22 protein-coding genes are annotated in these 23,511 nt (G+C 66.6%); 10 read left to right on the forward strand and 12 right to left on the reverse strand.

Features of this window, described 5'->3' with window-relative positions:
• Window positions 1-41 precede the first annotated feature (41 nt).
• Both DXK93_RS18285 and lolA read left to right on the forward strand, forming a co-directional pair.
• The gene (locus DXK93_RS18285; RefSeq protein WP_119450774.1) at window positions 42-2,426 is read left to right on the forward strand and encodes a DNA translocase FtsK; all 2,385 of its coding nucleotides are present in this window, start codon (window positions 42-44) and stop codon (window positions 2,424-2,426) included.
• The gene (gene lolA, locus DXK93_RS18290; protein ID WP_054450098.1) at window positions 2,426-3,049 is read left to right on the forward strand and encodes an outer membrane lipoprotein chaperone LolA; all 624 of its coding nucleotides are present in this window, start codon (window positions 2,426-2,428) and stop codon (window positions 3,047-3,049) included. The genes DXK93_RS18285 and lolA overlap by 1 nt, the downstream gene beginning before the upstream one ends.
• Before the next feature lie 43 nt (window positions 3,050-3,092).
• On the opposite strand, the gene DXK93_RS18295 is transcribed toward lolA, so the two are convergent.
• The 9 genes from DXK93_RS18295 to DXK93_RS18335 form a co-directional block, all read right to left on the reverse strand.
• Window positions 3,093-3,506: a RidA family protein gene (locus DXK93_RS18295; protein WP_118931699.1), complete on the reverse strand. Its 414-nt coding sequence runs from the start codon at window positions 3,504-3,506 to the stop codon at window positions 3,093-3,095.
• A 53-nt stretch (window positions 3,507-3,559) separates the two neighbouring features.
• A complete protein-coding gene (locus DXK93_RS18300; protein ID WP_054450102.1) occupies window positions 3,560-5,014 on the reverse strand; it encodes an amidohydrolase family protein in 1,455 nt (484 codons plus the stop codon).
• A gap of 13 nt (window positions 5,015-5,027) precedes the next feature.
• A complete protein-coding gene (locus tag DXK93_RS18305; protein WP_054450103.1) occupies window positions 5,028-5,900 on the reverse strand; it encodes a MurR/RpiR family transcriptional regulator in 873 nt (290 codons plus the stop codon).
• A gap of 36 nt (window positions 5,901-5,936) precedes the next feature.
• Window positions 5,937-6,938, reverse strand: coding sequence for an ABC transporter ATP-binding protein (locus tag DXK93_RS18310; RefSeq protein WP_054450105.1), 1,002 nt, complete (start codon window positions 6,936-6,938; stop codon window positions 5,937-5,939).
• A complete protein-coding gene (locus DXK93_RS18315) occupies window positions 6,935-7,942 on the reverse strand; it encodes an ABC transporter ATP-binding protein (RefSeq protein ID WP_119450775.1) in 1,008 nt (335 codons plus the stop codon). The genes DXK93_RS18310 and DXK93_RS18315 overlap by 4 nt, the downstream gene beginning before the upstream one ends.
• 2 nt (window positions 7,943-7,944) lie before the next feature.
• A complete protein-coding gene (locus tag DXK93_RS18320) occupies window positions 7,945-8,820 on the reverse strand; it encodes an ABC transporter permease (RefSeq protein WP_054450108.1) in 876 nt (291 codons plus the stop codon).
• Window position 8,821: 1 nt separating this feature from the next.
• Window positions 8,822-9,763, reverse strand: a complete 942-nt coding sequence (locus tag DXK93_RS18325) for an ABC transporter permease (protein ID WP_054450111.1) — start codon at window positions 9,761-9,763, stop codon at window positions 8,822-8,824.
• Between the two features lie 139 nt (window positions 9,764-9,902).
• Window positions 9,903-11,459 (reverse strand): ABC transporter substrate-binding protein, encoded by a 1,557-nt coding sequence (locus DXK93_RS18330; protein WP_054450112.1) that lies wholly within the window; start codon window positions 11,457-11,459, stop codon window positions 9,903-9,905.
• A gap of 118 nt (window positions 11,460-11,577) precedes the next feature.
• Entirely contained in the window at window positions 11,578-12,849 is a 1,272-nt protein-coding gene (locus DXK93_RS18335) for an amino acid deaminase (RefSeq protein ID WP_119450776.1), read from the reverse strand.
• A 152-nt stretch (window positions 12,850-13,001) separates the two neighbouring features.
• Here DXK93_RS18335 and DXK93_RS18340 point away from each other — a divergent pair, with 152 nt between their 5' ends.
• The 4 genes from DXK93_RS18340 to DXK93_RS18355 all read left to right on the forward strand — a co-directional run bounded on the left by DXK93_RS18340 (window position 13,002) and on the right by DXK93_RS18355 (window position 17,094).
• Window positions 13,002-13,793, forward strand: coding sequence for a deaminated glutathione amidase (locus DXK93_RS18340; RefSeq protein ID WP_082400636.1), 792 nt, complete (start codon window positions 13,002-13,004; stop codon window positions 13,791-13,793).
• A 78-nt stretch (window positions 13,794-13,871) separates the two neighbouring features.
• Complete coding sequence (locus DXK93_RS18345; RefSeq protein WP_054450116.1) at window positions 13,872-15,212, forward strand: replication-associated recombination protein A; 1,341 nt, start codon at window positions 13,872-13,874, stop codon at window positions 15,210-15,212.
• 42 nt (window positions 15,213-15,254) lie between these two features.
• A complete protein-coding gene (gene serS, locus DXK93_RS18350) occupies window positions 15,255-16,613 on the forward strand; it encodes a serine--tRNA ligase (protein ID WP_119450777.1) in 1,359 nt (452 codons plus the stop codon).
• A 232-nt stretch (window positions 16,614-16,845) separates the two neighbouring features.
• Window positions 16,846-17,094 carry a hypothetical protein gene (locus DXK93_RS18355; protein ID WP_082400638.1) on the forward strand — a complete coding sequence of 83 codons (249 nt, stop codon included), beginning with the start codon at window positions 16,846-16,848 and terminating at the stop codon, window positions 17,092-17,094.
• A gap of 242 nt (window positions 17,095-17,336) precedes the next feature.
• Here the strand turns inward: DXK93_RS18355 and DXK93_RS18360 are convergent, their stop codons facing one another.
• Both DXK93_RS18360 and DXK93_RS18365 read right to left on the reverse strand, forming a co-directional pair.
• Window positions 17,337-17,666, reverse strand: coding sequence for a virulence factor (locus tag DXK93_RS18360; RefSeq protein WP_119450778.1), 330 nt, complete (start codon window positions 17,664-17,666; stop codon window positions 17,337-17,339).
• Between the two features lie 307 nt (window positions 17,667-17,973).
• The gene (locus tag DXK93_RS18365; protein WP_054450123.1) at window positions 17,974-18,486 is read right to left on the reverse strand and encodes a hypothetical protein; all 513 of its coding nucleotides are present in this window, start codon (window positions 18,484-18,486) and stop codon (window positions 17,974-17,976) included.
• A gap of 191 nt (window positions 18,487-18,677) precedes the next feature.
• On the opposite strand from DXK93_RS18365, the gene DXK93_RS18370 reads away from it, so the two are divergent.
• Window positions 18,678-18,875 (forward strand): hypothetical protein, encoded by a 198-nt coding sequence (locus tag DXK93_RS18370; protein ID WP_013391913.1) that lies wholly within the window; start codon window positions 18,678-18,680, stop codon window positions 18,873-18,875.
• Window positions 18,876-18,942: 67 nt separating this feature from the next.
• Window positions 18,943-20,139, forward strand: a complete 1,197-nt coding sequence (locus tag DXK93_RS18375; RefSeq protein WP_119450779.1) for an amidohydrolase family protein — start codon at window positions 18,943-18,945, stop codon at window positions 20,137-20,139.
• Window positions 20,140-20,149: 10 nt separating this feature from the next.
• Here the strand turns inward: DXK93_RS18375 and DXK93_RS18380 are convergent, their stop codons facing one another.
• Window positions 20,150-21,028 (reverse strand): LysR family transcriptional regulator, encoded by an 879-nt coding sequence (locus DXK93_RS18380; RefSeq protein WP_054450126.1) that lies wholly within the window; start codon window positions 21,026-21,028, stop codon window positions 20,150-20,152.
• Window positions 21,029-21,186: 158 nt separating this feature from the next.
• Between DXK93_RS18380 and DXK93_RS18385 the strand changes: the two genes are divergently transcribed.
• Together DXK93_RS18385 and DXK93_RS18390 are read left to right on the forward strand one after the other, a co-directional pair.
• On the forward strand, window positions 21,187-22,314 hold the full coding sequence (locus tag DXK93_RS18385; RefSeq protein WP_054450128.1) for a mandelate racemase/muconate lactonizing enzyme family protein: 1,128 nt from the start codon (window positions 21,187-21,189) through the stop codon (window positions 22,312-22,314).
• A 144-nt stretch (window positions 22,315-22,458) separates the two neighbouring features.
• Window positions 22,459-23,439 (forward strand): tripartite tricarboxylate transporter substrate binding protein, encoded by a 981-nt coding sequence (locus DXK93_RS18390; RefSeq protein ID WP_119450780.1) that lies wholly within the window; start codon window positions 22,459-22,461, stop codon window positions 23,437-23,439.
• Window positions 23,440-23,511 lie beyond the last annotated feature (72 nt).

Raw genomic sequence — 23,511 nt, forward strand, 5'->3', positions numbered from 1 at the left:
GGCGGGTATCTTTAGGTTAACGCCCAATTATAATGAGCCGCATGCCGCGTATCTCGACTGCTTCTCCGCGCGCCTCGCGCAATACCCGTAACGGGCCTTCCCCCCTGCAGACGCGCTTGTCCGCCCTGCTGCGCGAAGCCCGCTGGATCCTCTTCGCCGCCCTGGCGGCCTGGCTGACGCTGGTGCTGGCCACCTGGAATGCGGCCGACCCTGGCTGGTCGCATTCCGTCCCCGCCGGCGCCATCCACAACAAGGGCGGGACCCTGGGCGCCTATCTGGCGGACATCCTGCTCTATCTGTTCGGCTTTTCCGCCTGGTGGTGGGTAATTTTGCTGCTGCACCGGGTGCGCGCGGGCTACCGCCGCCTGGCCAGCCATCTTCGCGTTACCAATAGTAAGCAGCCGGAAGTGTTGCCCCGCGTCCACTGGGAAGAGGGCATCGGTTTCTTTCTGCTGCTGGTGGGGTCGCTGGGCATGGAAGCCCTGCGCCTGGCCAGCCGCGGCACGCATCTGCCCGGCGCCTCCGAGAACACCAGCGGCGCCGGCGGCGTGATCGGCCAGACGCTGGCCGACCTGATCGGCCGCAGCATCGGTTTCACTGGCAGCACGCTGGCCTTTCTGGTCATGCTGGCCATCGGCCTGAGCCTGTTCTTCTCGTTTTCCTGGCTGTCCATCGCCGAACGCGTGGGCTCGTGGCTGGAGGGCCTGGTGCGTCGCGTGCGCGACTCCTACGCCGCCCGCGAAGACCGCAAGGTCGGCGAGGTCGCCAAGGCCGTGCGCACCGAACAGGTCGTGGCCAAGCAGGAAAAGCTGGTCCACGAGCAGCCGGTGCGGATCGAACCCGCCATTACCGTGGTGCCCAAGTCCGAACGCGTTGAAAAGGAAAAGCAGCAATCGCTGTTCTTCGCGCCCTCGGGCGGCGCGGAAGGCGATCTGCCCGCGATCAGCCTGCTGGATCCACCCCTGGCCAACCAGGAAACGGTGTCGGCCGAAACCATTGAATTCACTTCGCGCCTGATCGAAAAGAAGCTGGCCGACTTTGGCGTGTCGGTCACCGTGGTGGCGGCGCAGGCCGGCCCGGTCATCACGCGCTACGAAATCGAGCCCGCCACGGGCGTGAAGGGCAGCCAGATCGTCAACCTGGCCAAGGACCTGGCGCGCGCGCTCAGCCTGGTCAGCATCCGGGTGGTGGAAACCATTCCGGGCAAGAACCTGATGGGCCTGGAACTGCCCAACCCGCGCCGCCAGATGGTGCGCCTGTCCGAGATCCTGGGTTCGCAGACCTACCACGCCAGCCATTCCGTCGTGACGATGGCGCTGGGCAAGGACATCGCCGGCAATCCGGTGGTGGCCGACCTGGCCAAGATGCCCCACCTGCTGGTGGCGGGCACGACCGGTTCGGGCAAGTCCGTGGGGATCAACGCCATGATCCTGTCGCTGCTGTACAAGGCGGACGCGTCCCACACCCGGCTGATCCTGATCGATCCGAAGATGCTCGAAATGAGCGTCTACGAAGGCATTCCGCATCTGCTGGCGCCGGTGGTCACCGACATGCGCCAGGCCTCCAACGCGCTGAACTGGTGCGTGGGCGAAATGGAAAAGCGCTACCGCCTGATGAGCAAGATGGGCGTGCGCAACCTGGCGGGCTACAACACCAAGATCCGCGACGCCATCAAGCGTGAGGAACCCATTCCGAATCCGTTCTCGCTGACGCCGGACGCGCCGGAGCCGCTGTCGCCGCTGCCCACCATCGTGGTGGTCATCGACGAACTCGCCGACCTGATGATGGTGGTGGGCAAGAAGATCGAAGAGCTGATCGCCCGCCTGGCGCAGAAGGCGCGCGCCGCCGGCATCCACCTCATCCTGGCCACGCAGCGTCCCAGCGTCGACGTCATCACCGGCCTGATCAAGGCCAACATCCCGACGCGCATCGCGTTCCAGGTGTCGTCCAAGATCGACTCGCGCACCATTCTGGATCAGATGGGCGCCGAAACCCTGCTGGGCCAGGGCGACATGCTTTACATGCCGCCGGGCACCGGCCTGCCGGTACGCGTGCACGGCGCGTTCTGCAGCGATGACGAAGTGCACCGCGTGGTGGAAAGCCTCAAGGCGCAGGGCGAACCCAACTACATCGAAGGCCTGCTGGAAGGCGGCCTGGACGGGGATGCGGGCGAAGGCGCCAGCAGCGTCACCGGCATCGGCGGCGACGCCGAATCCGACCCGATGTACGACCAGGCTTGCGAAGTGGTGCTCAAGCACCGCCGCGCGTCCATTTCGCTGGTGCAGCGCCACCTGCGCATTGGTTACAACCGTGCGGCCCGGTTACTGGAGCAGATGGAGCAATCGGGTATGGTGTCGGCGATGCAGTCCAATGGCAACCGCGAGATCCTGGTTCCCGCAGCCGCCGCCGCCCGAGAGGAAGCTTGATGAAGATGTTCCGCCGACTGGCCGCCGTGGCGGCCCTGAGCCTGGCGCCCGCCATGGTGTTTGCCGCCAGCGCGCAGGAGCAGCTGCGCGCTTTCGTGGCCACGGTGACCTCGGCCACCGGCTCGTTCTCGCAGTACACGGTGAACAATCAGGGCCGCACGCAGCCCGCCCAGACCGGTGTGTTCTCGTTCCAGCGTCCCGGCAAGTTCAAGTGGGCGGTGCAGAAGCCCTATGAGCAACTGGTGATCTCGGATGGCCGCCAGGTATTCCAGTTCGATCCGGACCTGGCCCAGGTGACCGAACGCAAGGTCGATGCCGCCATCGGCACCTCGCCCGCCGCCATCCTGTTCGGCTCGGGGTCGCTGGAGCAGTCGTTCGACGTTTCGGCCCTGCCGTCCAAGGATGGGATCGATTGGCTGCGGGCCAAGCCGCGCACCGCCGATGCGGGCTTTTCGCGCGTGGACATCGGCATGAAGGACAACCTGCCGGTGCGCGTGGAGCTGCTGGATTCATTTGGCCAGACCACCCGCGTGGATTTGTCCGGCATTGCCGCCAATCCGCAGCTGCCGGCCAAGGAATTCCAGTTCGTCGCGCCCAAGGGTGTTGACGTCGTGAAGATGTGAAAAAAGCCTGGCAACGCCAGGCTTTTTCTTGTGTGGTGTCCGCTTAGGGACGCTTATACGCGATGCAGTCTACCTCGACCTTGGCGTCGACCACCAGCGACGACTGCACGCAGGCCCGCGCCGGCGGGTTCTCGCCGAAGTATTCCTTGAACACCTTGTTGAACGACGCGAAGTCGCGCGCGTCGTCCAGCCACACGCCGCAGCGCACGACGTGTTCGGGACCGTAGCCGGCTTCCTTCAGGATGGCCAGCACCTGCTGGATGGCCTTGTGCGATTGGGTCACGATGCCGCCTTCGACGACTTCGCCGTTGTCCATCGGCACCTGGCCGGACACGTGCAGCCAGCCGTCGGCCGCGACCGCGCGGGCAAAGGGCATGTGCGAGCCACCCTGGCCCGTGCCGCCGGCGACGCCGTAGCGGGTGATGCCGTTGCTGTCGGCGGTGGGAGCATTGCTCATGGTTCTCTCCTTGAAATGAATGGCCGGTTTTGCGCCGGGATTTCGCCCGTTGCTTACTGGAAGTTCTTGCGCAGGTCGCCGCTGCGCGGCAGCCAGCGGCCGGCGCGGTCGCCGGTGGCCTCGCCCTGGCGATAGGACAGGGCGCCATTGACCCACACCGCCTCGATGCCAGCGGCAGTCTGCACCGGCGCGGCGAAGGTGGCGCGGTCGATGACCGTGGCCGGATCGAACAGCACCAGGTCCGCGTGGTAGCCCTCGCGCACCAATCCGCGCTCGGCCAGGCCGAAGCGGGCGGCGGACAGGCCCGTCATCTTGTGCACGGCCTCCGTCAGCGGGAACAGCCCCACGTCGCGGCTGTAGTGGCCGAGCACGCGCGGGAATGCGCCCCAGAGCCGGGGGTGAGGCATGGGATCGTTGGGCAGGCCGTCGGAGCCCACCATGGTGAGCCGGTGCGACAGCACGCGGCGCACGTCGTCTTCATGCATGTTGTGGTACACGGCGCCGGCCGGCTGCAGGCGCGCGGCCGTTTCGAGCAGGCTCAGGCCCCAGTCGGAGGCAATGTCGGCCAGCTTGCGGCGGGCCTGCTCCGGATGCGGCACGGACCAGGTGATGTCGATGTCGAACTCGTCCGTGACCTGCTTCAGGTCCAGGGTCGAGGAGCTGGCGGAGTAGGGGTAGCAGTCGCAGCCCACGTGTTGCAGGCGGCCGGCGGTCTCGAGCGCGGACAGCACTTCTTTCGTGCGGCCCCAGTTGCCGGCGCCGGCGCATTTCAGGTGCGACACCACCACCGGCACGCGGGCATGCTGGCCGATGTCGAAGGCTTCCTGCATGGCCTCCAGGATGGCGGCGAACTCCGAGCGCAGATGGGTGGTGTAGAGCGCGCCGAATTCATCCAGCGCCTCGGCAAGCAGCTTGACCTCTTCGGTGTCCGCGTCGAACGCGGAGGCATAGGCCAGGCCGGTGCTCAGGCCGATGGCGCCATGGGCCAGCGCGTCGCGCAGCTGCTCGCGCATGGCCAGCACTTCCTCGCGAGTGGCGGCGCGGTCGAGCCGGTCCATGTGGTTGCTGCGCAGGGCGGTGTGGCCGACCAGCGCGGCCACGTTCACGGCGGGGCGCGCGGCCTCGATGGCGCGGGTGTAGTCCGCGAAGGTGGGGTAGCTGAAGTCCGCGCGGGCGCCCAGCAGGTTCATCGGGTCCGGCGGTTCGCCGCGCAGGGCCACGGGCGACGCGCTGATGCCGCAATTGCCCACCACCACGGTGGTCACGCCCTGGGACAGCTTGGGCAGCATGTCCGGCGTGCGGATGACGTTGGTGTCGTCATGCGTGTGCACGTCGATGAAACCCGGGGCCAGCGCCAGGCGGGTGCCATCGATGATCTGGCGCGCCGCCGCGCCGGGCAGGTCGCCGATGGCCGCGATGCGGCCGTCGGCCAGCGCCACGCTGGCGCGGTAGGCGGGTTCGCCGGTGCCGTCCAGGACCAGCACATTGCCTATGAGGGTGTCGTACATCTTGTGTTCCAGTTCAATCGCCCAGCGGCAGGCGGTTCGGACCGCCGCGGTGTTCGTCCAGCGCCAGCTTGATGCGGCGCAGGCGCTCCCGGTTTTCTTCCTGGTTCAGCATGGCCAGTTCGGTCGAGAGCAGGTCTATGGCCAGCATCATCGCGTAGCGCGATGCCGAGGGCTTGTAGATGAAGTCGGTTTCGTCGGTGCGGATGGGCAGCACCACGTCGGCCAGTTCAGCCAGGGCGGAGGTGGCGTCGGTGATGGCGACGATGCGCGCCTGGTACTGCTTGACGATGCGGGCCGCGCCCACGATTTCCGGCGTGAGGCCCGAGGCCGACAGGATCAGCACCGCGTCGCGTTCGTCCAGCGTGGCCGCGACCATGCGCAGCAGCACCGCATCGCTGTACACGGCAATGGGATAGCCCAGGCGAACCAGGCGCGACTGCACTTCCTGCGCCAGCACGGCCGACGCGCCGCCCATGCCGAAGACATAGATCATGCGCGCGCCGTCGACAATGCCGGCGGCCGCCTCGAACAGTTGCTCGGTGAAGTTGGGCAGGTGGGCGCGCAGCGTGCTTTCGATGTCGGCGTAGATGCGGGCGTAGAAGGTGCTTTCCTCGGTTGGCGCGCTGGGGTCCAGGAAGCGGCTGCCCACTGTGCTGGCCTGGGCCAGCTTGAGCTTCAGGTCGCGGGTGTCGTCGCAGCCGACCGTGCGCGCGAAGCGCGAGATGGTTGCGATGCTGACGCCGGCCTTGGCCGCCAGCTGGTCGACGGTGGCGCTGGCGCCCCAGATGATGTCGTCCAGGATGGCGTCGGCGACCTTGCGTTCGGTCACGCTCAGCGAGTCCCGCCGACTGCGTATCTGGAAGACGATGTCGCGGATGATGTTCATGTGGGCTTCCTGGATCTGTTCTGGACTGGGCGGTTATCAGGCGGCCAGCTCGGCGTCGCCGATGCGCGAACACGCCACATAGTGGCCCGGGCCGACATTGGCGGCCTGCGCCTCGGTGGTTGCGCAGCTTTCGATGGCGTAGGGACAGCGGGTGCGGAACACGCAGCCGGAAGGCGGGTTGACCGGGCTGGGGATGTCGCCCTTCAACAGGATACGCGAGCGCGGCGCGCGCGGGTCCGGCACCGGCGCGGCGGACAGCAGCGCGCGGGTATAGGGATGGCGGGGGCGGGCGTAGACCTCACTGGTCGGGCCGCGTTCCATGACACGGCCCAGGTACATCACCACGACCTCGTCGCACAGGTAGTCCACCACCGCCAGGTCGTGGGCCACGAACAGCATGGTCAGGCCCAGGTCGCGCTGCAGGTCCTGCAGCAGGTTCAGCACCTGCGCCTGCACCGACACGTCCAGCGCGGACACCGGCTCGTCGGCCACGATGAAATCGGGCTCGACTGCCAGCGCGCGGGCGATGCCGATGCGCTGGCGCTGGCCGCCGGAGAACTCGTGCGGATAGCGGCGGCTGTGGTCGGCGTTCAGGCCCACGCGTTCCAGCAGCTCGCCGATGCGGGCCATGCGGCGGTTCTGGGCAAGCCGGTGGGTGTCCAGCGCTTCGCCCAGGATCTCGGCCACCGTCATGCGGGGGTTGAGGCTGGCGTAGGGATCCTGGAACACGATCTGCATGCGGCGGCGCCAGGGCAGCATCTGCTTTTCGGACAGCTTGGTGATGTCCTGGCCGTCGAACAGGATGCGGCCGGCGGTGGGCGCGAACAGGCGCAGCAGGGCGCGGCCGGTGGTGGTCTTGCCCGAGCCGGATTCGCCGACCAGGCCGACGATGGTGTTGCGCGGCACGTCGAAGCTGACGCCGTCCACGGCCTTCACGACCGGCGCATGGCGCGCCTGCGAGGTGGGGAAGTGGACCTTGAGGTCCTGGATCCGCACCAGCGGCTCCTCGGCGCGGATGGGAATGGGGCTACTCGTCATATCGGATTCACCTTGATGCAGCGCGCGCGGTGGTCGGTCTGCACCGGCATGAGTTCGGGTACGGCGGCGCGGCAGTCGTCGGCAGCCAGCGGGCAGCGCGGCGCGAAGGTACAGCCGGCCGGCAGCGACAGCACGCTGGGCACGTTGCCCGGGATGGCGCGCAGCCGTTCGCCGGAGGCCAGCAGGGCGGCCGTGGGGATGCAGGACAGCAGACCGCGGGTGTAGGGGTGCGTGGGCTTTTCGAACAGGTCGTAGACGCGGGCGTCCTCGACCACGCGGCCCGCGTACATGACCGCCACGCGATGCGCGATCTCGGCCACCACGCCCAGGTTGTGCGTGATGAACAGGATGCTCATGTTCATCTCGGCCTGCAGCCGGCGCAGCAGGTCCAGGATCTGCGCCTGCACGGTCACGTCCAGCGCGGTGGTCGGCTCGTCCGCGATCAGCACGGCGGGGTTGCACGCCAGGGCCAGCGCGATCATCACGCGCTGGCGCATGCCGCCCGACATCTGGTGCGGGTACTCGTTGATGCGCCGCTCGGCCGCCGGGATTTCGACGCGCTCCAGCATTTCACGGGCGCGCCGCATGGCCGCGTCGCGGGAGCCGCCCTCGTGCTGCAGCACGGCTTCGGCGATCTGGTCGCCCACCGTGTACAGCGGATTCAGGCTGGTCATGGGCTCCTGGAAGATCATGGCGATTTCGGCGCCGCGGATCTTGCGCAGGGTGGCGGGCGAGGCCTGGGCCAGGTCGTGCCGCGCGCCTTGGCGGTCGCGGAACAGGATCTTGCCGGCCTCGATGCGACCCGCCGGCTTGGGCAGCAGGCCCATGATGGACAGGCTGGTCACGGACTTGCCGGAGCCGGACTCGCCGACGATGGCCAGCGTTTCGCCGCGGGCCAGGTCGAAGGTGACGCCGTCCACGGATTTGGCGATGCCGTCGCGGCTGTGGAACCAGGTCTTCAACCCTTCCACGGAAAGCACGACGTCTCGGGTGCTTGCGGTCATGATTACAGCTCCTTGCGCAGGCGCGGATCGAGGACGTCGCGCAGGCCGTCGCCGACCAGTTGCAGCGACAGCACGGACAGGACGATGGCGATGCCGGGGAAGATCATGATCCAGTCGGCCGAGCCCATGTACTGCTGGCCGGCGTTGATCATGGTGCCCCAGGTGGGGATGTCGGGCGACACGCCCACGCCCAGGAACGACAGGCCGGCTTCGGCCAGGATCGCGTAGGCGAAGATGAACGTGCCCTGCACCAGGATGGGAGACACCAGGTTGCGCAGCACGTGCACGGTGACGATGCGCCAGGTCGGCACGCCCAGCGCGCGGGCGGCTTCGACGAAGGGCAGTTCGCGGATCACCAGGGTCGAGGCGCGCACGATGCGCGCCAGGCGCGGCGTGTAGACGATGCCCAGCGCGATCACCACGTTGACCAGCGACGGCCCCAGCGCGGCCACCAGCGAGATCGCCAGCAGGATGTCGGGAAAGGCCATCATGGCGTCGATCAGGCGCGACACGAACTTGTCCGCCGTGCGGAAGAAGCCCGCGATCAGGCCCAGCGCGATGCCCAGGATGCTGGACACGATCACGACGGAGAAGCCCACCATCAGCGACAGGCGGCCGCCGTGGATGACGCGGCTGAACACGTCGCGGCCGAAGTCGTCGGTGCCGAACCAGTGCGCGGCGCCCGGCGCTTTCAACCGGTTCATGATGGACAGTTTGAACGGATCGTAGGGGCTGATCCAGGGCGCCAGCAGCGCAGCCAGGACCAGCACGACGATCACGATCAGGCTGATCAGCACGGTCTTGCGCGACACCAGCAGGCGCAGGACCTGCCAGCGGTCGGCGCCCGCGCCGGAATTAGCGGTAGTTGCGATAGCCATATCAGTAGCGGACCCGGGGATCGACCAGCAGGTACAGCAGATCGATGAAGAGATTGATCAGGACGTAGATGGCCGCGATGATCAGCAGCGCGCCCTGGATGACGGGGTAGTCGCGGCGCAGCACGGCCGACACCACCAGGCTGCCCACGCCGGGCAGGCCGAACACGGTTTCGGTCACGACCGCGCCGCTGATCAGCAGCGCCGTGGTCAGGCCCAGCACCGTCAGGATCGGGATCAGCGCATTGCGCACGGCGTGCTTCAGGATCACCTTGCTTTCGGGCAGGCCCTTGGCGCGCGCGGTGCGCACATAGTCGTCGCGCAGCACGTCCAGCATGCTGGCGCGGATGAAGCGGGTGATCAGCGCCGAGTTCACCAGGCCCAGCACCACGGCGGGCAGGATCAGGTGCGACAGCCGGGTCATGAGCGAGGCGTCGGGGCCGCCGTAGCCGGCCACGGGCAGCCAGCCCAGCTTGACCGAGAACACCTGCATCAGCAGCAGCCCGAGCCAGAAGCTGGGCACGCTGGAGGTGAACATCGAGAACGACAGTACCGACTGGTCCAGCGTGGTGCCGCGTTTGACCGCGGACAGTATCCCCACCGGCAGCGCGATGGCGCTGGCGATCAGCAGCGACATGAGCGTCAGCAGGATGGTGGGTTCGGCGCGGTCGGCCAAGGCCGACAGCACCGGCTTGTTCATGAAGATGGATTGGCCCAGGTCGCCTTGGGCCAGCTTGCCCAGCCACGAAACGTACTGCACGGCCATCGGCTGGTCCAGCCCGAGCTGGGTGCGCAGGGCGGCGATGTCCTGCTGGCTGGCCTGCGGACCCAGCATCACGGCGGCGGGATCGCCTGGCGTGACGCGGATGATCACGAACACGATGGTCGCGACGATGAACATCACGGCCACCAGCCCGACCAGCCGGTTTAAGAGATAACGCAACACGATGGATGTCCTAAAAAAGCGTCGTATCGTGGGGAGGGGCGGCGCGCTTGTTGGAAGGGCGCGCTCTGCGGGTCATGCATTGATGCGTGGAGCGCGGCAGGAGGTCTTGTGTGCGCCTTTGCCCTGCCGCGCTACGCCATTACTTGGACTTCCAGGCGTTCCAGAAGTAGGGCCACGGCACGGCCTTGGTGCCTTGCAGCGACGGCGAGCGCGCGGCCTGGGCGTTGAAGTCGCCGACCTTGATGAAGGGCACTTCGTCGTACACGGCCTGCTGCACATCGGCCCAGCGCTTGATGCGCTCTTCCTGGTTGCTGGCCTGGTTGAAGGCGTCCAGCGCCTGGTTGCGGCGGGGGGTGTCCCACCAGCCCGGCGCGTCCTTGGACGGGAAGTCGATCAGGGCGGGTTCAGGCAGGAAGGGGCTGTGCGTGATGAAGACGTCCCACAGGGCCGGGTCCTGGCGGCGCTGCGTCAGCGTGGCCCAGTCCACCACCTGCATGTCCACGGTGAAGCCCGCGGCCTTCAGGTATTCGGCGGCGACCAGCGCCATCTTGTAGTGGAACTCGTACTGCTGGCTGGTCAGGATGCGGATCTTGCGGTCCTGCACGTTGGCGCCATCCACCAGCTTCTTGGCGCCGGCGGCGTCGCCCTTGTTGTAGACCTTGCCGCCCAGGGACGTGGCCCAGGGATAGCCCTCGGGATACAGGTCGCCGTTGAGCTTGTAGAAGTTCTTGTCGCCGAAGGCGGCGTACAGCATGTCTTCTTCGTTCAGCGCCAGCTGCACGGCCTGGCGGACCGCCAGGTTCGACATGATGCCTTGCTTGGTATTGAGCACCAGGCGCGGCCAGCCGAAGGGCTTGAGCATGACGGGGTCGGAGCGGCCGTTCTTGAGCTTGGGCAGCGATTCCACCGGCAGCGAGTCGACGTAGTCGAACTGGCCTGCCACCGCGCTTTCGACGCGGGTGTTGGCGTTGCTGACCGGTACGAAGCGGATCTCGTCCAGGTACTGCTTGCGCGCGCCGCCAAAGCCGTCAGGCTCGCCTTCGCGCTGCTTGTAGCCTTCGAAGCGGACCAGCTGGATGTACTGGTCGGGCACGCGCGCCTTCAGTTGGTAGGGGCCGGTACCGACGAATTCGGTCAGGGCCGGAGCGATCTTGCCCTTGGGCATGATGACGGCGGCGCTGTTGTTCATGGCCAGCAGCGCGGTCAGGGGCGCATAGGGCTGCTTGAGCGTGATGCGGATGGTGTTGGCGTCCGGCGCTTCCATGCCGGTGATGATCTTGGCGGCCATCTTGCCGCGCGTGGCGGTCTCGGTCCAGCGCTTGAGCGAGGCCAGCACGTCGGACGAATCCATCTTGGATCCGTCATGGAAGGTGATGCCCTGGCGCAGCGGGATCGTGTAGGTCAGCCCGTCGGCGGAGACTTCCGGCAGCTTGTCGGCCAGGAGCGGGGTCAGGTTCCACTTGCCGTCGAAGGTGTACAGCGTTTCGAAGAAGTGCTGGGTCAGGATGCCCACCAGGTCGGCCGTGCTGGTCATCGGATCCAGCGTGGGCGGCTCGCCTATGGTGGCAACCGAAATCGTGCCTCCCTTGATCGGCGTGGCACAGAGGGCGGGGGTCGACAATGCGGTCAAGCCAATTGCGCCGGCCAGCAGCAGGCTATTGAGCCCACCGCCTCGCCGGGAGGTACGGAAGTTCATGATTCTCTCTCCAGAGGGTCAAAAACGGGTTTTGCTTGTAGTAATTAGAGGTTTGCGCCGGAATCCCGCGATTCCTCCTGCCCGCCGGGTACCGGCGCGGTGCGGCGGGCAGGGCCGTTCAGAAGAAGGTTTCGGCCACGTCGGTAACGCGGTATTGCTCGTCCACCAGCAGCACCTGGCGCCACTTGTCGAAGGTCAGGCACGGGTGGGAAATATCGAAGGCGATCATGTCGCCGACCTGGATGTCGTCGCCTGCGCCGATCTGCATGAAGGCGTGCTGGTCCATCATCGCGCTCAGCTTCCAGTGGCCGGGAGCCTGGCCGGGCGCGGCGTCACGGCCGGGGCGGTACAGCGCGGCGGGCGTGGGCAGGCCGGCGTCGAAGGCGGCGTCGCGCTTGCCCATGGCGACGATGGCGCGGCCCGGTTCGGGCAGAGACTGTACGTAGGCCCAGACCTGCAAGGCCGGCTGCAGGCCGGGTTCCATCTTTTGCGCGACCGGATTGTGGGCGTTGATGCGCTCGGCGGCCGAGCGGTAGATGCCGACGTCGTGCGACAGGTAGCAGCCAGGGCGCAGCACGATTTCCAGCGGCGCGCCGATGTCCAGTTGCGAGAATTCCTCGGCCACCACGTCGAACCAGGCGGAGCCGGCGCCAGAGATCAGGGCGGGGCCGTTCTTGCGCAGGCGGCCGGCGGCGGCGAGGCCGCGCAGGGCGTCGGCGGCGCGGCGCAGGAAGGCGCGGATGACGTCTTCTTCCTGCAGCACGCCTTCGTAGACTTCGATGCCGGCCAGGGCCAGGCCGGGCCATTTGCCGATTTCGTCGACCAGCGCCCGCAATTGGGCGTCGTCGCGCACGCCGGTGCGGCCACCCTGCGGGCCCAGCTCGATCAGCACCGGCAGGGTCAGGCCCTGTTCGCCGAAGTAGGCGCCCAGCTGGGCCGCGTTGGCCGGGGAGTCCACTATGCAGAAAAAGGTGAAGGCCGGGTCGCGCAGCAGGTGCGCGATGATGGCCATGTTGGCGCGGCCCACCAACTGGTTGGCCATCAGGATCCGGCGCACGCCGTGCTGGTAGGCGGCCCGGACCTGCGGGGCGGTTGCCAGCGTGATGCCCCAGGCGCCGCCGGCGATCTGGCGCTGGAACAGAGCCGGGCTCATGGTGGTCTTGCCGTGCGGCGCCAGCTTGACCTTGTACGCTTCCATGAAGCGCTGCATCCATTGCAGGTTGTGGCGCACGCGGGCTTCGTACAGCACCGCCACGGGCAGGCTGACGTCCTCATTGAGCAGGTTCCAGTTCAGCGCCGCCACGCCGGCGGTGGTACAGGATTCCGGAAAGGCGCCCAGGCCTTTGCCGTTCACGTCCAGGGGGGCTGCGGGGAAGGAGGAGTTCGTCATGGGGCGCCTGCTATGGAAAATATTTACGTCAAACCTGGTTTTTTTCATTATCGTGAAAAAAATTTACAAGCGGGAGTTAGGAGTTTCCCGTAGTCGGCGCTGGCCGGCGGTTGGCGCGACAATAGGAAAAACCTCCGACACAAGGAAGCGTCATGCTGAAAGTTGCTTTGGGCCAGTTCGCCGTCAGCCGCGTCTGGGAAGAAAACGCCCAGGTCTGCATAGACTTGATGGAGCGCGCCCGCGCCGGCGGCGCCGGCCTGCTGGTCTTGCCCGAAGGCATCCTGGCCCGCGACATCACCGATCCGCAGATCGTCCTGAAGGCTGCCCAGCCGCTGGACGGTCCCTTCATGAGCCGCCTGCTGGAAGCCAGCCGCGGCTCGCAGTTGGCGACCATGATGTGCGTGCATGTGCCGACCGGGGAAGGGCGGGTCTGGAACACGCTGGTGACGCTGCAAGACGGCAAGATCCTGTCGCAATACCGCAAGCTGCACCTGTACGACGCCTTCAACATGAAGGAATCCACCAACGTCACGCCCGGCGTCGACATCCCGCCGCTGCTGGACATCGGCGGCCTGCGCGTGGGCCTGATGACCTGCTACGACGTGCGCTTCCCCGAACTGGCGCGGCGCCTGGCGCTGGACGGCGCCGACCTGCTGGTGCTGCCGGCGGCCTGGGTTCGCGGCCCGTTGAAGGAAATGCACTGGGAAGTGCTGGTCACGGCGCGCGCGCTGGAAAATACCTGCTATGTGGCTGCCACCGGCGAATGCGGCGAACGCAACATTGGCTGCAGCATGGTGGTGGATCCGCTTGGTGTGGTGACGGCGCGGGCGGGCGAAGCCCCGGCTCTGGTTTTCGCCGATATCGACCCCGAACGCCTGGCCCATGCCCGCAAGGTATTGCCGGTGCTGGCGAACCGCCGCTTCGCGCCGCCGGGACTGGCCTAGGACCGCTAAGGGAGGCAGGCCCGCGCCATGGTGTAATGCTGGCTTGAATTACTTGCTGTCTCCCCTCATCTTCTGCCAATGAGCAACGATCTCTTCGCGGCCGATCCTGCGCATCGGCCCTATGTGCCCCTGGCCGAGCGGCTGCGCCCGCGGACCCTGTCCGACGTGGTCGGACAGTCGCATCTGCTGGGGCCCGACAAGCCCCTGCGCGTCGCCTTCGACTCGGGCCGGCCGCATTCCATGATCTTCTGGGGGCCGCCAGGCGTGGGCAAGACCACGCTGGCGCGCCTGATGGCGGACGGCTTCGACGCGCAGTTCATCGCCATCTCGGCGGTGCTGGGCGGGGTCAAGGACATCCGCGACGCGGTCACCGTGGCGCAGGTGGCGCAGGGCCAGGGACGCCGCACCATCCTCTTCGTCGACGAGGTGCACCGCTTCAACAAGGCGCAGCAGGATGCCTTCCTGCCCTATGTGGAAAGCGGGCTGTTCACCTTTATCGGCGCCACCACCGAAAACCCCTCGTTCGAGGTCAATTCGGCGCTGTTGTCGCGGGCGCGGGTGTACGTGCTGCAATCGCTTACCGCCGAGGAGCTGCAACAGCTGGTCGACCGCGCCGTGCAGGCCCTGAACGACGGGCTGGAAGAGGGCGAGCGCATCCATGTCGAGGCCGACGCGCGCGAACAGCTGGCGGCCTGGGCCGACGGTGACGCGCGCCGCCTGATCAGCGCCGTGGAAGTGGTGGCCGAGTCGGCCCAGGCCGCCGGCCGCGATACGGTGGACGCGGCCTGGCTGGAGATCTCGCTGTCGCAGAACCTGCGCCGCTTCGACAAGGGCGGCGACGCGTTCTACGACCAGATCAGCGCACTGCACAAGTCGGTGCGCGGCTCCAACCCAGACGCCGCGCTGTACTGGTTCTGCCGCATGATCGACGGCGGCGCCGATCCCAAATACCTGTCGCGCCGGCTGGTGCGCATGGCGGTGGAAGACATCGGCCTGGCCGATCCCCGCGCCACCGACCTGGCCGTGAACGGCGCCGATATCTACGAACGCCTGGGCTCGCCGGAAGGCGAACTGGCGCTGGCGCAGGCGGTGGTCTACATGGCCTGCGCGGCCAAGTCGAACGCCGTCTACAACGCCTACAACCAGGCGCGCAAGTTCGCGGCCGAGCACGGCAGCGCGCCGGTGCCGATCCACCTTCGCAATGCGCCCACCAAATTGATGAAGCAGCTGGGCCATGGCAAGGCCTACCGCTACGCGCACGACGAGCCGCACGGCTACGCCGCCGCCGAGCAATATTTCCCCGATGGACTCAACCCCTCCTTCTATCGGCCGACCGATCGCGGCCTGGAGGCTAAAATCCAGCAAAAGCTGGCATTCCTGCGCGAGCTGGACGCACAGGAACGCGCCAAGAAACGGTAACGGGCGCCGCCCGTTGCTTCACGCAACCTCACCGATATCACCATGCTAGACCCGATACTGCTGCGCAAAGACCTGCAAACCGTCGTAGACCGCCTCAAAAGCCGTGGCGTGTCCTTCGACACGGAACGGTTCAATGAGCTGGAATCCCGCCGCAAGGCCGTCCAGACTGAAACCGAGTCCCTGCAAGCCCGCCGCAACGCGCTGGCCAAGCAGATCGGCCAGCTCAAGGCCAAGGGCGAGGACGCCAGCGCCGTCATGGCCGAATCGCAGGCCGTGCCCGTGCGCCTGAAGCAGCTGGAAGACGAGCTGGCCGCCTTGCAGCAGCCGCTCAATGAACTGCTGATGTCGGTGCCCAACCTGCCGCACGCCAGCGTGCCGCTGGGCGAATCCGCCGACGACAACGTCGAAGTGCGCCGCTGGCTGCCGGGCGCGGCCGGCGCCGACGGCAATCCGCCGGCCCTGGCGTTCGAGGCCCGCGACCACGTCGCCATCGGCGAGCCCCTGGGGCTGGACTTCGACATGGCCGCCAAGCTGTCCGGCGCCCGCTTCTCGTTCATGCGCGGCCCGATTGCGCGCCTGCACCGTGCGCTGTCGCAGTTCATGCTGGACCTGCAGACGGGCACGCACGGCTACACCGAGTGCTACACCCCCTACATCGTCAATGCCTCGACGCTGTACGGCACGGGCCAGCTGCCGAAGTTCAAGGACGATATGTTCGCCGTGTCCAAGGGCGGCGGCGACGACGATCCCAAGGTCGATGACCAGGGCAAGCCGTACGTGCGTGAAGACCAGTACCTGATCTCCACCTCGGAAATCACCTTGACCAGCGTGGCGCGCGACACCATCCAGGCCGCCTCCGACCTGCCGCTCAAGCTCACGGCGCACACGCCGTGCTTCCGCTCGGAAGCCGGCAGCGGCGGCCGCGATACCCGCGGCATGATCCGCCAACACCAGTTCGACAAGGTCGAAATGGTGCAGATCACCCAGCCCGATCAGTCCTACGAGGCGCTGGAAGACATGGTGGGCCATGCCGAGCGCGTGCTGCAACTGCTGGGCCTGCCCTACCGCGTTGTGCTGCTGTGCACGGGCGACATGGGCTTCGGTTCGGCCAAGACCTATGACCTGGAAGTGTGGCTTCCCGCGCAGAACACCTGGCGCGAGATTTCCTCGGTGTCGAACTGCGAAACCTTCCAGGCCCGCCGCATGCAGGCGCGCTTCCGCAATGCCCAGGGCAAGCCGGAATACGTGCACACGCTCAACGGTTCGGGCCTGGCCGTGGGCCGCGCGCTGGTCGCCGTGCTGGAAAACCACCAGCAGGCAGACGGCAGCGTGCTGATTCCGGAGGCGCTGCAGCCTTATATGGGCGGCCTGACGGTGCTGAATCCGGCACCGAAAGCCTGACGCTTTTCAGCTGTCCATCCGTCATTTGGCGGAGTAAAAGACGGAGCCTTCGGGCTCCGTTTTTTTTTATTATCTGTACATATTCCTGTCGCCTCGGGCCTTTAAGCTGCCTGCGCGAGTGTTTGATTATGATGTGAGCAATTGTGTATTCCAATAAAAGGGCCGGATAGTTACGGCACAATATGCCCCGTGTGCTACACGCTTCATTCACTTAAATAACAAGGAGTTGCCCATGACTTCAAGAATGATTGGAGATTTTCGTGTGAGATGCTCCGTGGCTCAGGAAGACGAGCAGGGCTACCGTGTGCAGATATGGACGCGCCGGGTTGGCGGCACCGCGCCGGAAAAGTGCTGGACCGTGCCCGGACAGGCGCCGTTTTCGAGCCTGCACGAAGCCGAGCAGGAAAGCCTGCAACTGTTCCAGGGCATCAACGGCGTGCGTTTCAACGGTGAACCGGAGTTTGCCCATGCGTCCGCATAATGGTTGGTGGCGGTCGTCGAGCGAGCCCCGCCGTTGGATCGATCTCGTTCAGGAAACGCCGCGGTGGAGCGATGCCAAAGCCAGCAAGGCTCCGCAGCAACCGGTGGTGTTGGTCGGCAAACCCGTGCAGGCTCCTGCGGCCTGAGGTGCTTTCCGCGCGGCACCGGACATTGCCCCGCAGAAAAAAAGGCCACTCGCAAGAGTGGCCTTTGCTTTTTCCGGCGCCTGGCGGCCGTCACGCGTTAATCGCGGTCATGTCCGCGGCCGCGGCCGTGGTGGTGGTCATGTCCGCGTCCGCGGCCATAGTAATAGCCGCGGTCGTAATAGCGGCCGCCGCCGCGGTAATACACCGGCGCCGGGTAGACCACCGGCGGCGCGACATACACCGGCGCGGGGCGGTAATAGACGGGCGGCGGGGGCGGCACATACACGGGCTGCGGCGCGACGTAGACCGGCGCGGGGTATACGATCCCCGGTATGCCGATCGAGATGCCGACGTCCACGCGAGCCAGGGCGACGCTGGAGATCAGCAGACCAGCGGCACCAGCACCAGCGATAAGCCATTTTTTCATCTTGCACCTGCCTGCCGCTTGACGCAGCAAAGTTGAGTATTCGTTGATGCCATTTTCGGGCTTTTCGATCAGGCAGACGTAAGCGGGCCCGCGTCAATCGCGACAATCCGCAACCGTCCCCGCCCATATGGCATGCGGCTTGCTGCTACGCAACAGCGTGAGTCCGCTCTGATGCGGCCGCGATTGAAATGGATTGAAATCGCCTGGAATCAGGTGAAGCCGAGTGGCCAGGTTACAGGCAGTCACCATCCGCCCCTGTTTCCGCGTAACGACGTTGCGCGGGCGCACCAGTTTTTTGGGGCCGGAGCTAGGCGTCCAGCTCCCCATCGGCCTGTTGGCGACGGAATTCGACCACCCAGACCCAGGGGTTCGCTGCCCAGGCGTGCGAGCCGTAACGCTCGCACCAGGTCAAGGCGAAGGCGGTCTGCAGCGGCACGCCCGGCAACAGGGCGGAGCTTTGGTACAGGGCTTGCGTGCCTTCGGCGCGGGCATCGGCTTCGGACAGCGTTTGCAGGCGCTGGACGCGCACCCCCACGATAACGGCGGTGGCGAAGGTATTGCCCGCTTCGTCGGTCAATTCGATACTGTCGCCGGATTTTCCAAATGGGCACCTGACCCAGCTTGAGGTCTTGCGCAATTCGGATGGATTATCCAGCGATGGGCCCATGGCCACCCATCTGCCGGAATCCGCGGCGTCCGCATACCAGACCGTGGTCAGTTTGGTCGGTTGCGGCTTCAGGATGCGCCGGCTCTGCACTTTACGGCCGTCCAAAACAGCTTGTTTAAGCGGCTCGCTGAATTGAAGAGACTGCCTTTTCATACGCTCGCGGTTCCTCCAACGGTCAAAGCATATGCGCCAATGCGGCGACAGCCTGGTCGACGCATGCCTACTGTGCGGGCGGTTTGGGCCTGGAATCGGGAAGTATGCCGCCTCAAGGCCATCATGTCAGGCATGAGCTGGATTTATGTGTCTTTTTGAATACGGCGCGGGGATGTTTGTATACTCGAAACATGACTACGAACCTGCATGATCTCAAGCCGGGTTACTACTGGTACACCATGGCAAATGACCCGCTCGCCATCATTCATATCCATGAGGATGGCGGCGCCACGCTGATGGGTACGGATTACCGCATCGGCGCCGAAGGCGTGGCCGACATGGTCCGCCAGGGTGAACGTTTCTTCTGGATAGAACCGCCCCAAGCCTGAGCTTGATGGCGCGTGCCGCCTGGTCTGCGCAAGGCCGGCCGCCACGCGCGGCGCCTGGAATCCTGCCATGACCAATCTGTTTTTGAAGAATGTCCGCGCCCCGCAAGGAGGCCCGGTGGACGTGCTGGTGCGCGACGGGCGCATTCAGGGTATCGGGCCGGGCCTCGCCGCCGCGCCCGGCATGCCTGTCGAGGACGGCGCAGGCGCCTTGCTGCTGCCTGGCCTGGTCGAAGGCCATACTCACCTCGACAAGACCACCTGGGATTCGCCCTGGTACGTGAACGAAGTGGGCCCGGCGCTGACCGACCGCATCGAGAACGAACGCGTCTGGCGCGCCCGCAGCGGCCATGACGCGGCCAGCCATTCGCGCGCCCTGGCGCTGGCCTTCCTGCGCGAAGGCACGACCCGCATCCGCACGCACGTGGACATCGATACCGACGCCGGGCTGCGCCATCTGGAGGGTGTGCACGCCACGCGCCAGGAGCTGGCCGGACGCGTCGAGATCCAGACCGTGGCCTTTCCCCAGTCGGGCCTGCTGGTCCGGCCCGGCACGGCCGAGCTGCTGGACCAGGCGCTGGCGCAGGGCGCGGATGTGCTGGGCGGGCTGGATCCCTCGGCCATCGACCGGGATCCGGCGAGGTCGCTCGACGTGCTGTTCGGCCTGGCGGACAAGCATCACAAGCCCGTCGATATCCATCTGCACGAGCCGGGCGAACTGGGCGCCTTTACCCTGGACCTGATCCTGGACCGCGTCCAGGCGCTGGGTATGCAGGGCAAGGTTGTCATCAGCCACGCCTTCTGTCTGGGAGGCGTCGACGCCAAGCGGCTGGACGGCCTGCTGCGGCGGCTGGCCGCGCTGGACGTGGCCTTGCTGACGACCGCGCCGCCGTCGCGGCCCGTGCCGGCCGTGCGCGCCTGTCGCGAGGCGGGGGTGACGATCTTCGGCGGCAACGATGGCATCCGCGATACCTGGACGCCTTACGGCAGTCCCGACATGCTGGCGCGCGCCATGCTGATCGGGCTGCGCAACGACCTGCGGCGCGACGACGAGGTCGAATGGGCGTTCGATTGCGTGACCGCCGCCGCGGCCCGCGCCTGTGGTTTCAGGGACTATGGCCTGGCGCCGGGCGCGCGCGCCGACCTGGTGCTGGTCGACGCCAGCTGTATTGCGCAAGCCGTGGCAACGCGCGCGCCGCGCCGCCTGGTGGTGTCGGGCGGCGTGGTCGTGGCGCGCGACGGCCGCGACGCAAACGCACAGGGCTGATCTTCCGCGCTCAGTCCAGGCCGAGCTGGGTCTCGGCCATTTCCACGAAGGCCTGCATCAGCGCCGAACGCACGCCGGAGCGCAGCCAGACCGCGCCCACGGTGCGCACCGGGCAGGGCGGCGGCAAGGGCCAGCGCCTGACGCGGGCTGACGGTTCACCGGTGGTCGCCCAATCCGGCAGCAGCGCCACGCCCAATCCTTCCGACACCAGTTTGGCAATGGAATCGATTCCATCCAGCTCGAAGCGCACGTGCGGCCGCAGGCTGCGCGCACGCAGGTAGTCGTCGGCCATCTTGCCGCCCACCACGCTGCGGTCATAGCAGATATAGGGTTCGCGAGCGATGACTTCCAGCGGATCGCGCACCTTCATGTCGGCCGGCGTGACCAGCACCAGCGGTTCTTGCCGCAGGTCGCGCCAGGCGCAGGTCTTGGGGATGGCGAATAGCGGATGCACCAGCAGCGCGCCGTCCAGTTCGCCGGACAGCACCTTGCCGTAGAGCAGGGTGGTGGGCGCGGGTTCTATGTAGATTTCAATGTGGGGATGGCGCGCGGTCCAGGCGCGCAGCACGGGCGGCATGATGCCGGTCAGCGCGGTGGGCGTGGCGCCCAGGCGCAAAGGGCCCGCCGGCAGTTCGGTGTCGGACGCGGCCGAACGCAGGTCGCGCACGTCGCGCAGGATGGCGCGGGCGCGCTCCAGGATCCGCATGCCGGCCTGGGTGGGCTTCACGGTGCGGCCGGAGCGCGCGATCAGGGCGCTGCCCATGTCCGCTTCCAGCGCGCGCAGGCGCTGCTGCACCGTGGCGGGCGTCAGCCCCTGGTGGCGCGCGGCCTGGGCGATGGAACCCAGCTCCACCACGTGCACATAGGTTTGCAGAAAGCGCGAATCCACGAACCAGCTTCTCCTGAAAAGATGTTTTTTCCATATTCTAAAGATGGATGAAGATAATTGTTGTTTTCTTTTGCCGCGGCAAGAATACGTTCAGAGCGTTGAGGCCCCGCAAGCCGCGCAGGCCCCGCCCGACCATCCCGATTACCAAGGAGCCAGTTGTGCCCATCATTGAATCCATAGACGTGTGCGCCGCCGCGGTGCCCCTGGACAAGGTCACCTCGTTTTCGAACCGCACCGTGTCCACGCGGCACTACGGCCTGGTGAAGGTTCGTTCCTCCGACGGCGTGGAAGGCATCGGCTTCTGCTACGTGGGCAGCGCCGGCGGCGCCATCTTCGAAGCCGCGGTGCAGAACCTGCTGGGCCCCGTGCTGCTGGGCAAGGATTCGCTCGCCGTCGAAGGCCTGTGGCAGGCGATGTACCAGGAAGCCCTGCTGCAAGGCAGGCAAGGCACGGTAATGCGCGCATTGAGCGCCCTGGACATCGCGCTGTGGGACCTGAACGCCAAGACCGTCGGCCTGCCGCTGCACAAGTACCTGGGCGCGGTCGAGCTCGAAACCGTGCCGGCCTATGCCAGCGGCGGCTATTACCTCGACGGCAAGACGCCCCAGCACCTGGGCGAGGAAATGGCGAGCTACGTGGACAAGGGCTTTCGCGCCGTGAAGATGAAGACCGGGCGCCTTTCCCCGGCCGAGGAAGAGGCGCGCCTGAAGGCGGCGCGCGAGGCCATCGGCCCCGACGTCGAGCTGATGATGGACTGCAACAACGCCTGGCAGGACGTGACCCAGGCCATGCAGTACATCCGCCGCTTCGAACAGTACGATCCGTACTTCATCGAAGAACCCTTCGGCCCCGACGACATCGACAGCCACGCCAAGCTCGCGCGCCTGACGCGCCTGCCCATCGCCACCGCCGAGATCGGCTATGGCCGCTGGTATCACAAGGAGCTGCTGGACAAGGGCGCAGCCGGCATCCTGCAGACCGACGCCGCCGTCTGCGGCGGCATCACCGAATGGAAGCGCATCGCCGCTACCGCTGCCAGCTACGGCGTCGTGGTTTGCCCGCACTGGTTCCATGACGTGCATGCGCCGCTGGTCGCCGCGACGCCGAATGCACGCTACGTCGAATTTTTCTGGGACGATCAGGTCCTGAACTTCCGCAGGCTGGTCGACCGCCAGTTGACGCACAAGCAGGGGCGCGTGGTGTTGCATCAGGAGCCCGGCCTGGGCTTCGGCTTCGACGAGCGCATGGTCGAGCGCTACGGCAAGTGGAGCCGGGTCGCTGGTTGAGGGCAGGGCGCGCGGCCTGCCGGCCGCGCGCAGCAGCGCAGGAGCATCGCAGCCAGGCCGCGCCAGACGGCCGCTTGCGGTGAGCGGTGACAGAGTTTCGAGAACCAGTCGCCGGCCATCGGACCGGCGCGCGAGGAGACAGCAATGCAACGTAGGCAATTCATGACCGGCGCCGCGGCGCTGGGAGCCGCGCTGGCCCTGCCGGCGGCGGCGCGGGCGCAAGACCTGCCGCAGGGGCCGGTGAAGATCGTGGTGGGCTTTCCCGCCGGCGGCGGCACCGACGTGCTGGCGCGCCTGCTGGGGCAGAAGCTGGGCGTGATGTGGAATATTCCCGTCATCGTCGAAAACCGCGCGGGCGCGGCCGGCATCATTGCCGCCGAACAGGTGGCGCGCCAGCCCAACGACGGCAACACGCTGTTGATGGCGCACGTCAACAGCCACGGCATCGCGCCGGGCCTGCAGCCCAAGCTGGCCTATTCGGTGGACCGCGACTTCACGCCCATCGCGCTGGTCGGAAAGACGCCCACCATCCTGATCGGCGGCGCCTCTCAGCCCGCCAGGACGCTGCCCGAGCTGGTCGCGCTGTGCAAGGCGCAGCCGGGCAAGATCGTGTTCGGTTCGGCCGGCAGCGGTTCGGCGCAGCACCTGGCGCTGGAGATCTTCAAGGCCCGCGCCGGGATTGACGTGCTGCACGTGCCCTACAAGGGTTCGGCTCCCTTGATGAACGACCTGCTGGGCGGCCACGTGCAGTACTGCTTCGAAGGCATGACCACCGCCACGCCGCTGGTGCAGTCCGGCAAGGTGATCGCGTTGGCGCAGACTCTGCTGCAGCGCTCCAAGAGCCACCCCAATGTGCCGACCGTGGCCGAACAGGGCTATCCCGGCTTCGAGGCCAGCATCTGGTTCGGCATGGTCGGTCCGGGCAAGATGCCCGCCGCCATGGTCCAGCGCATGAACCAGGACATCGACCGGGCGCTGGCGATGCCGGATGTGCAGGAAAAACTGGCGCAGGTGGGCGCGGAGGATGGCGGCGGCAGCGTCCAGCGCTTTGCCGACTTCATGAAGCAGGAGCAGCAGAAGTACGCCCAGACCATCCGCGACGCGAAGATCGTGGCGGAAGGCTGAAACGGCGGCTGCGAGCGGAAATTGATGGAGACACTGCCCCCTCAAAAAGTGTAAAAAGATATAACCTCGCCA

It is taken from the genome of Achromobacter sp. K91 (genome assembly GCF_003576205.1).
GTDB classification, from domain to species: Bacteria; Pseudomonadota; Gammaproteobacteria; order Burkholderiales; family Burkholderiaceae_B; genus Achromobacter; species Achromobacter aegrifaciens.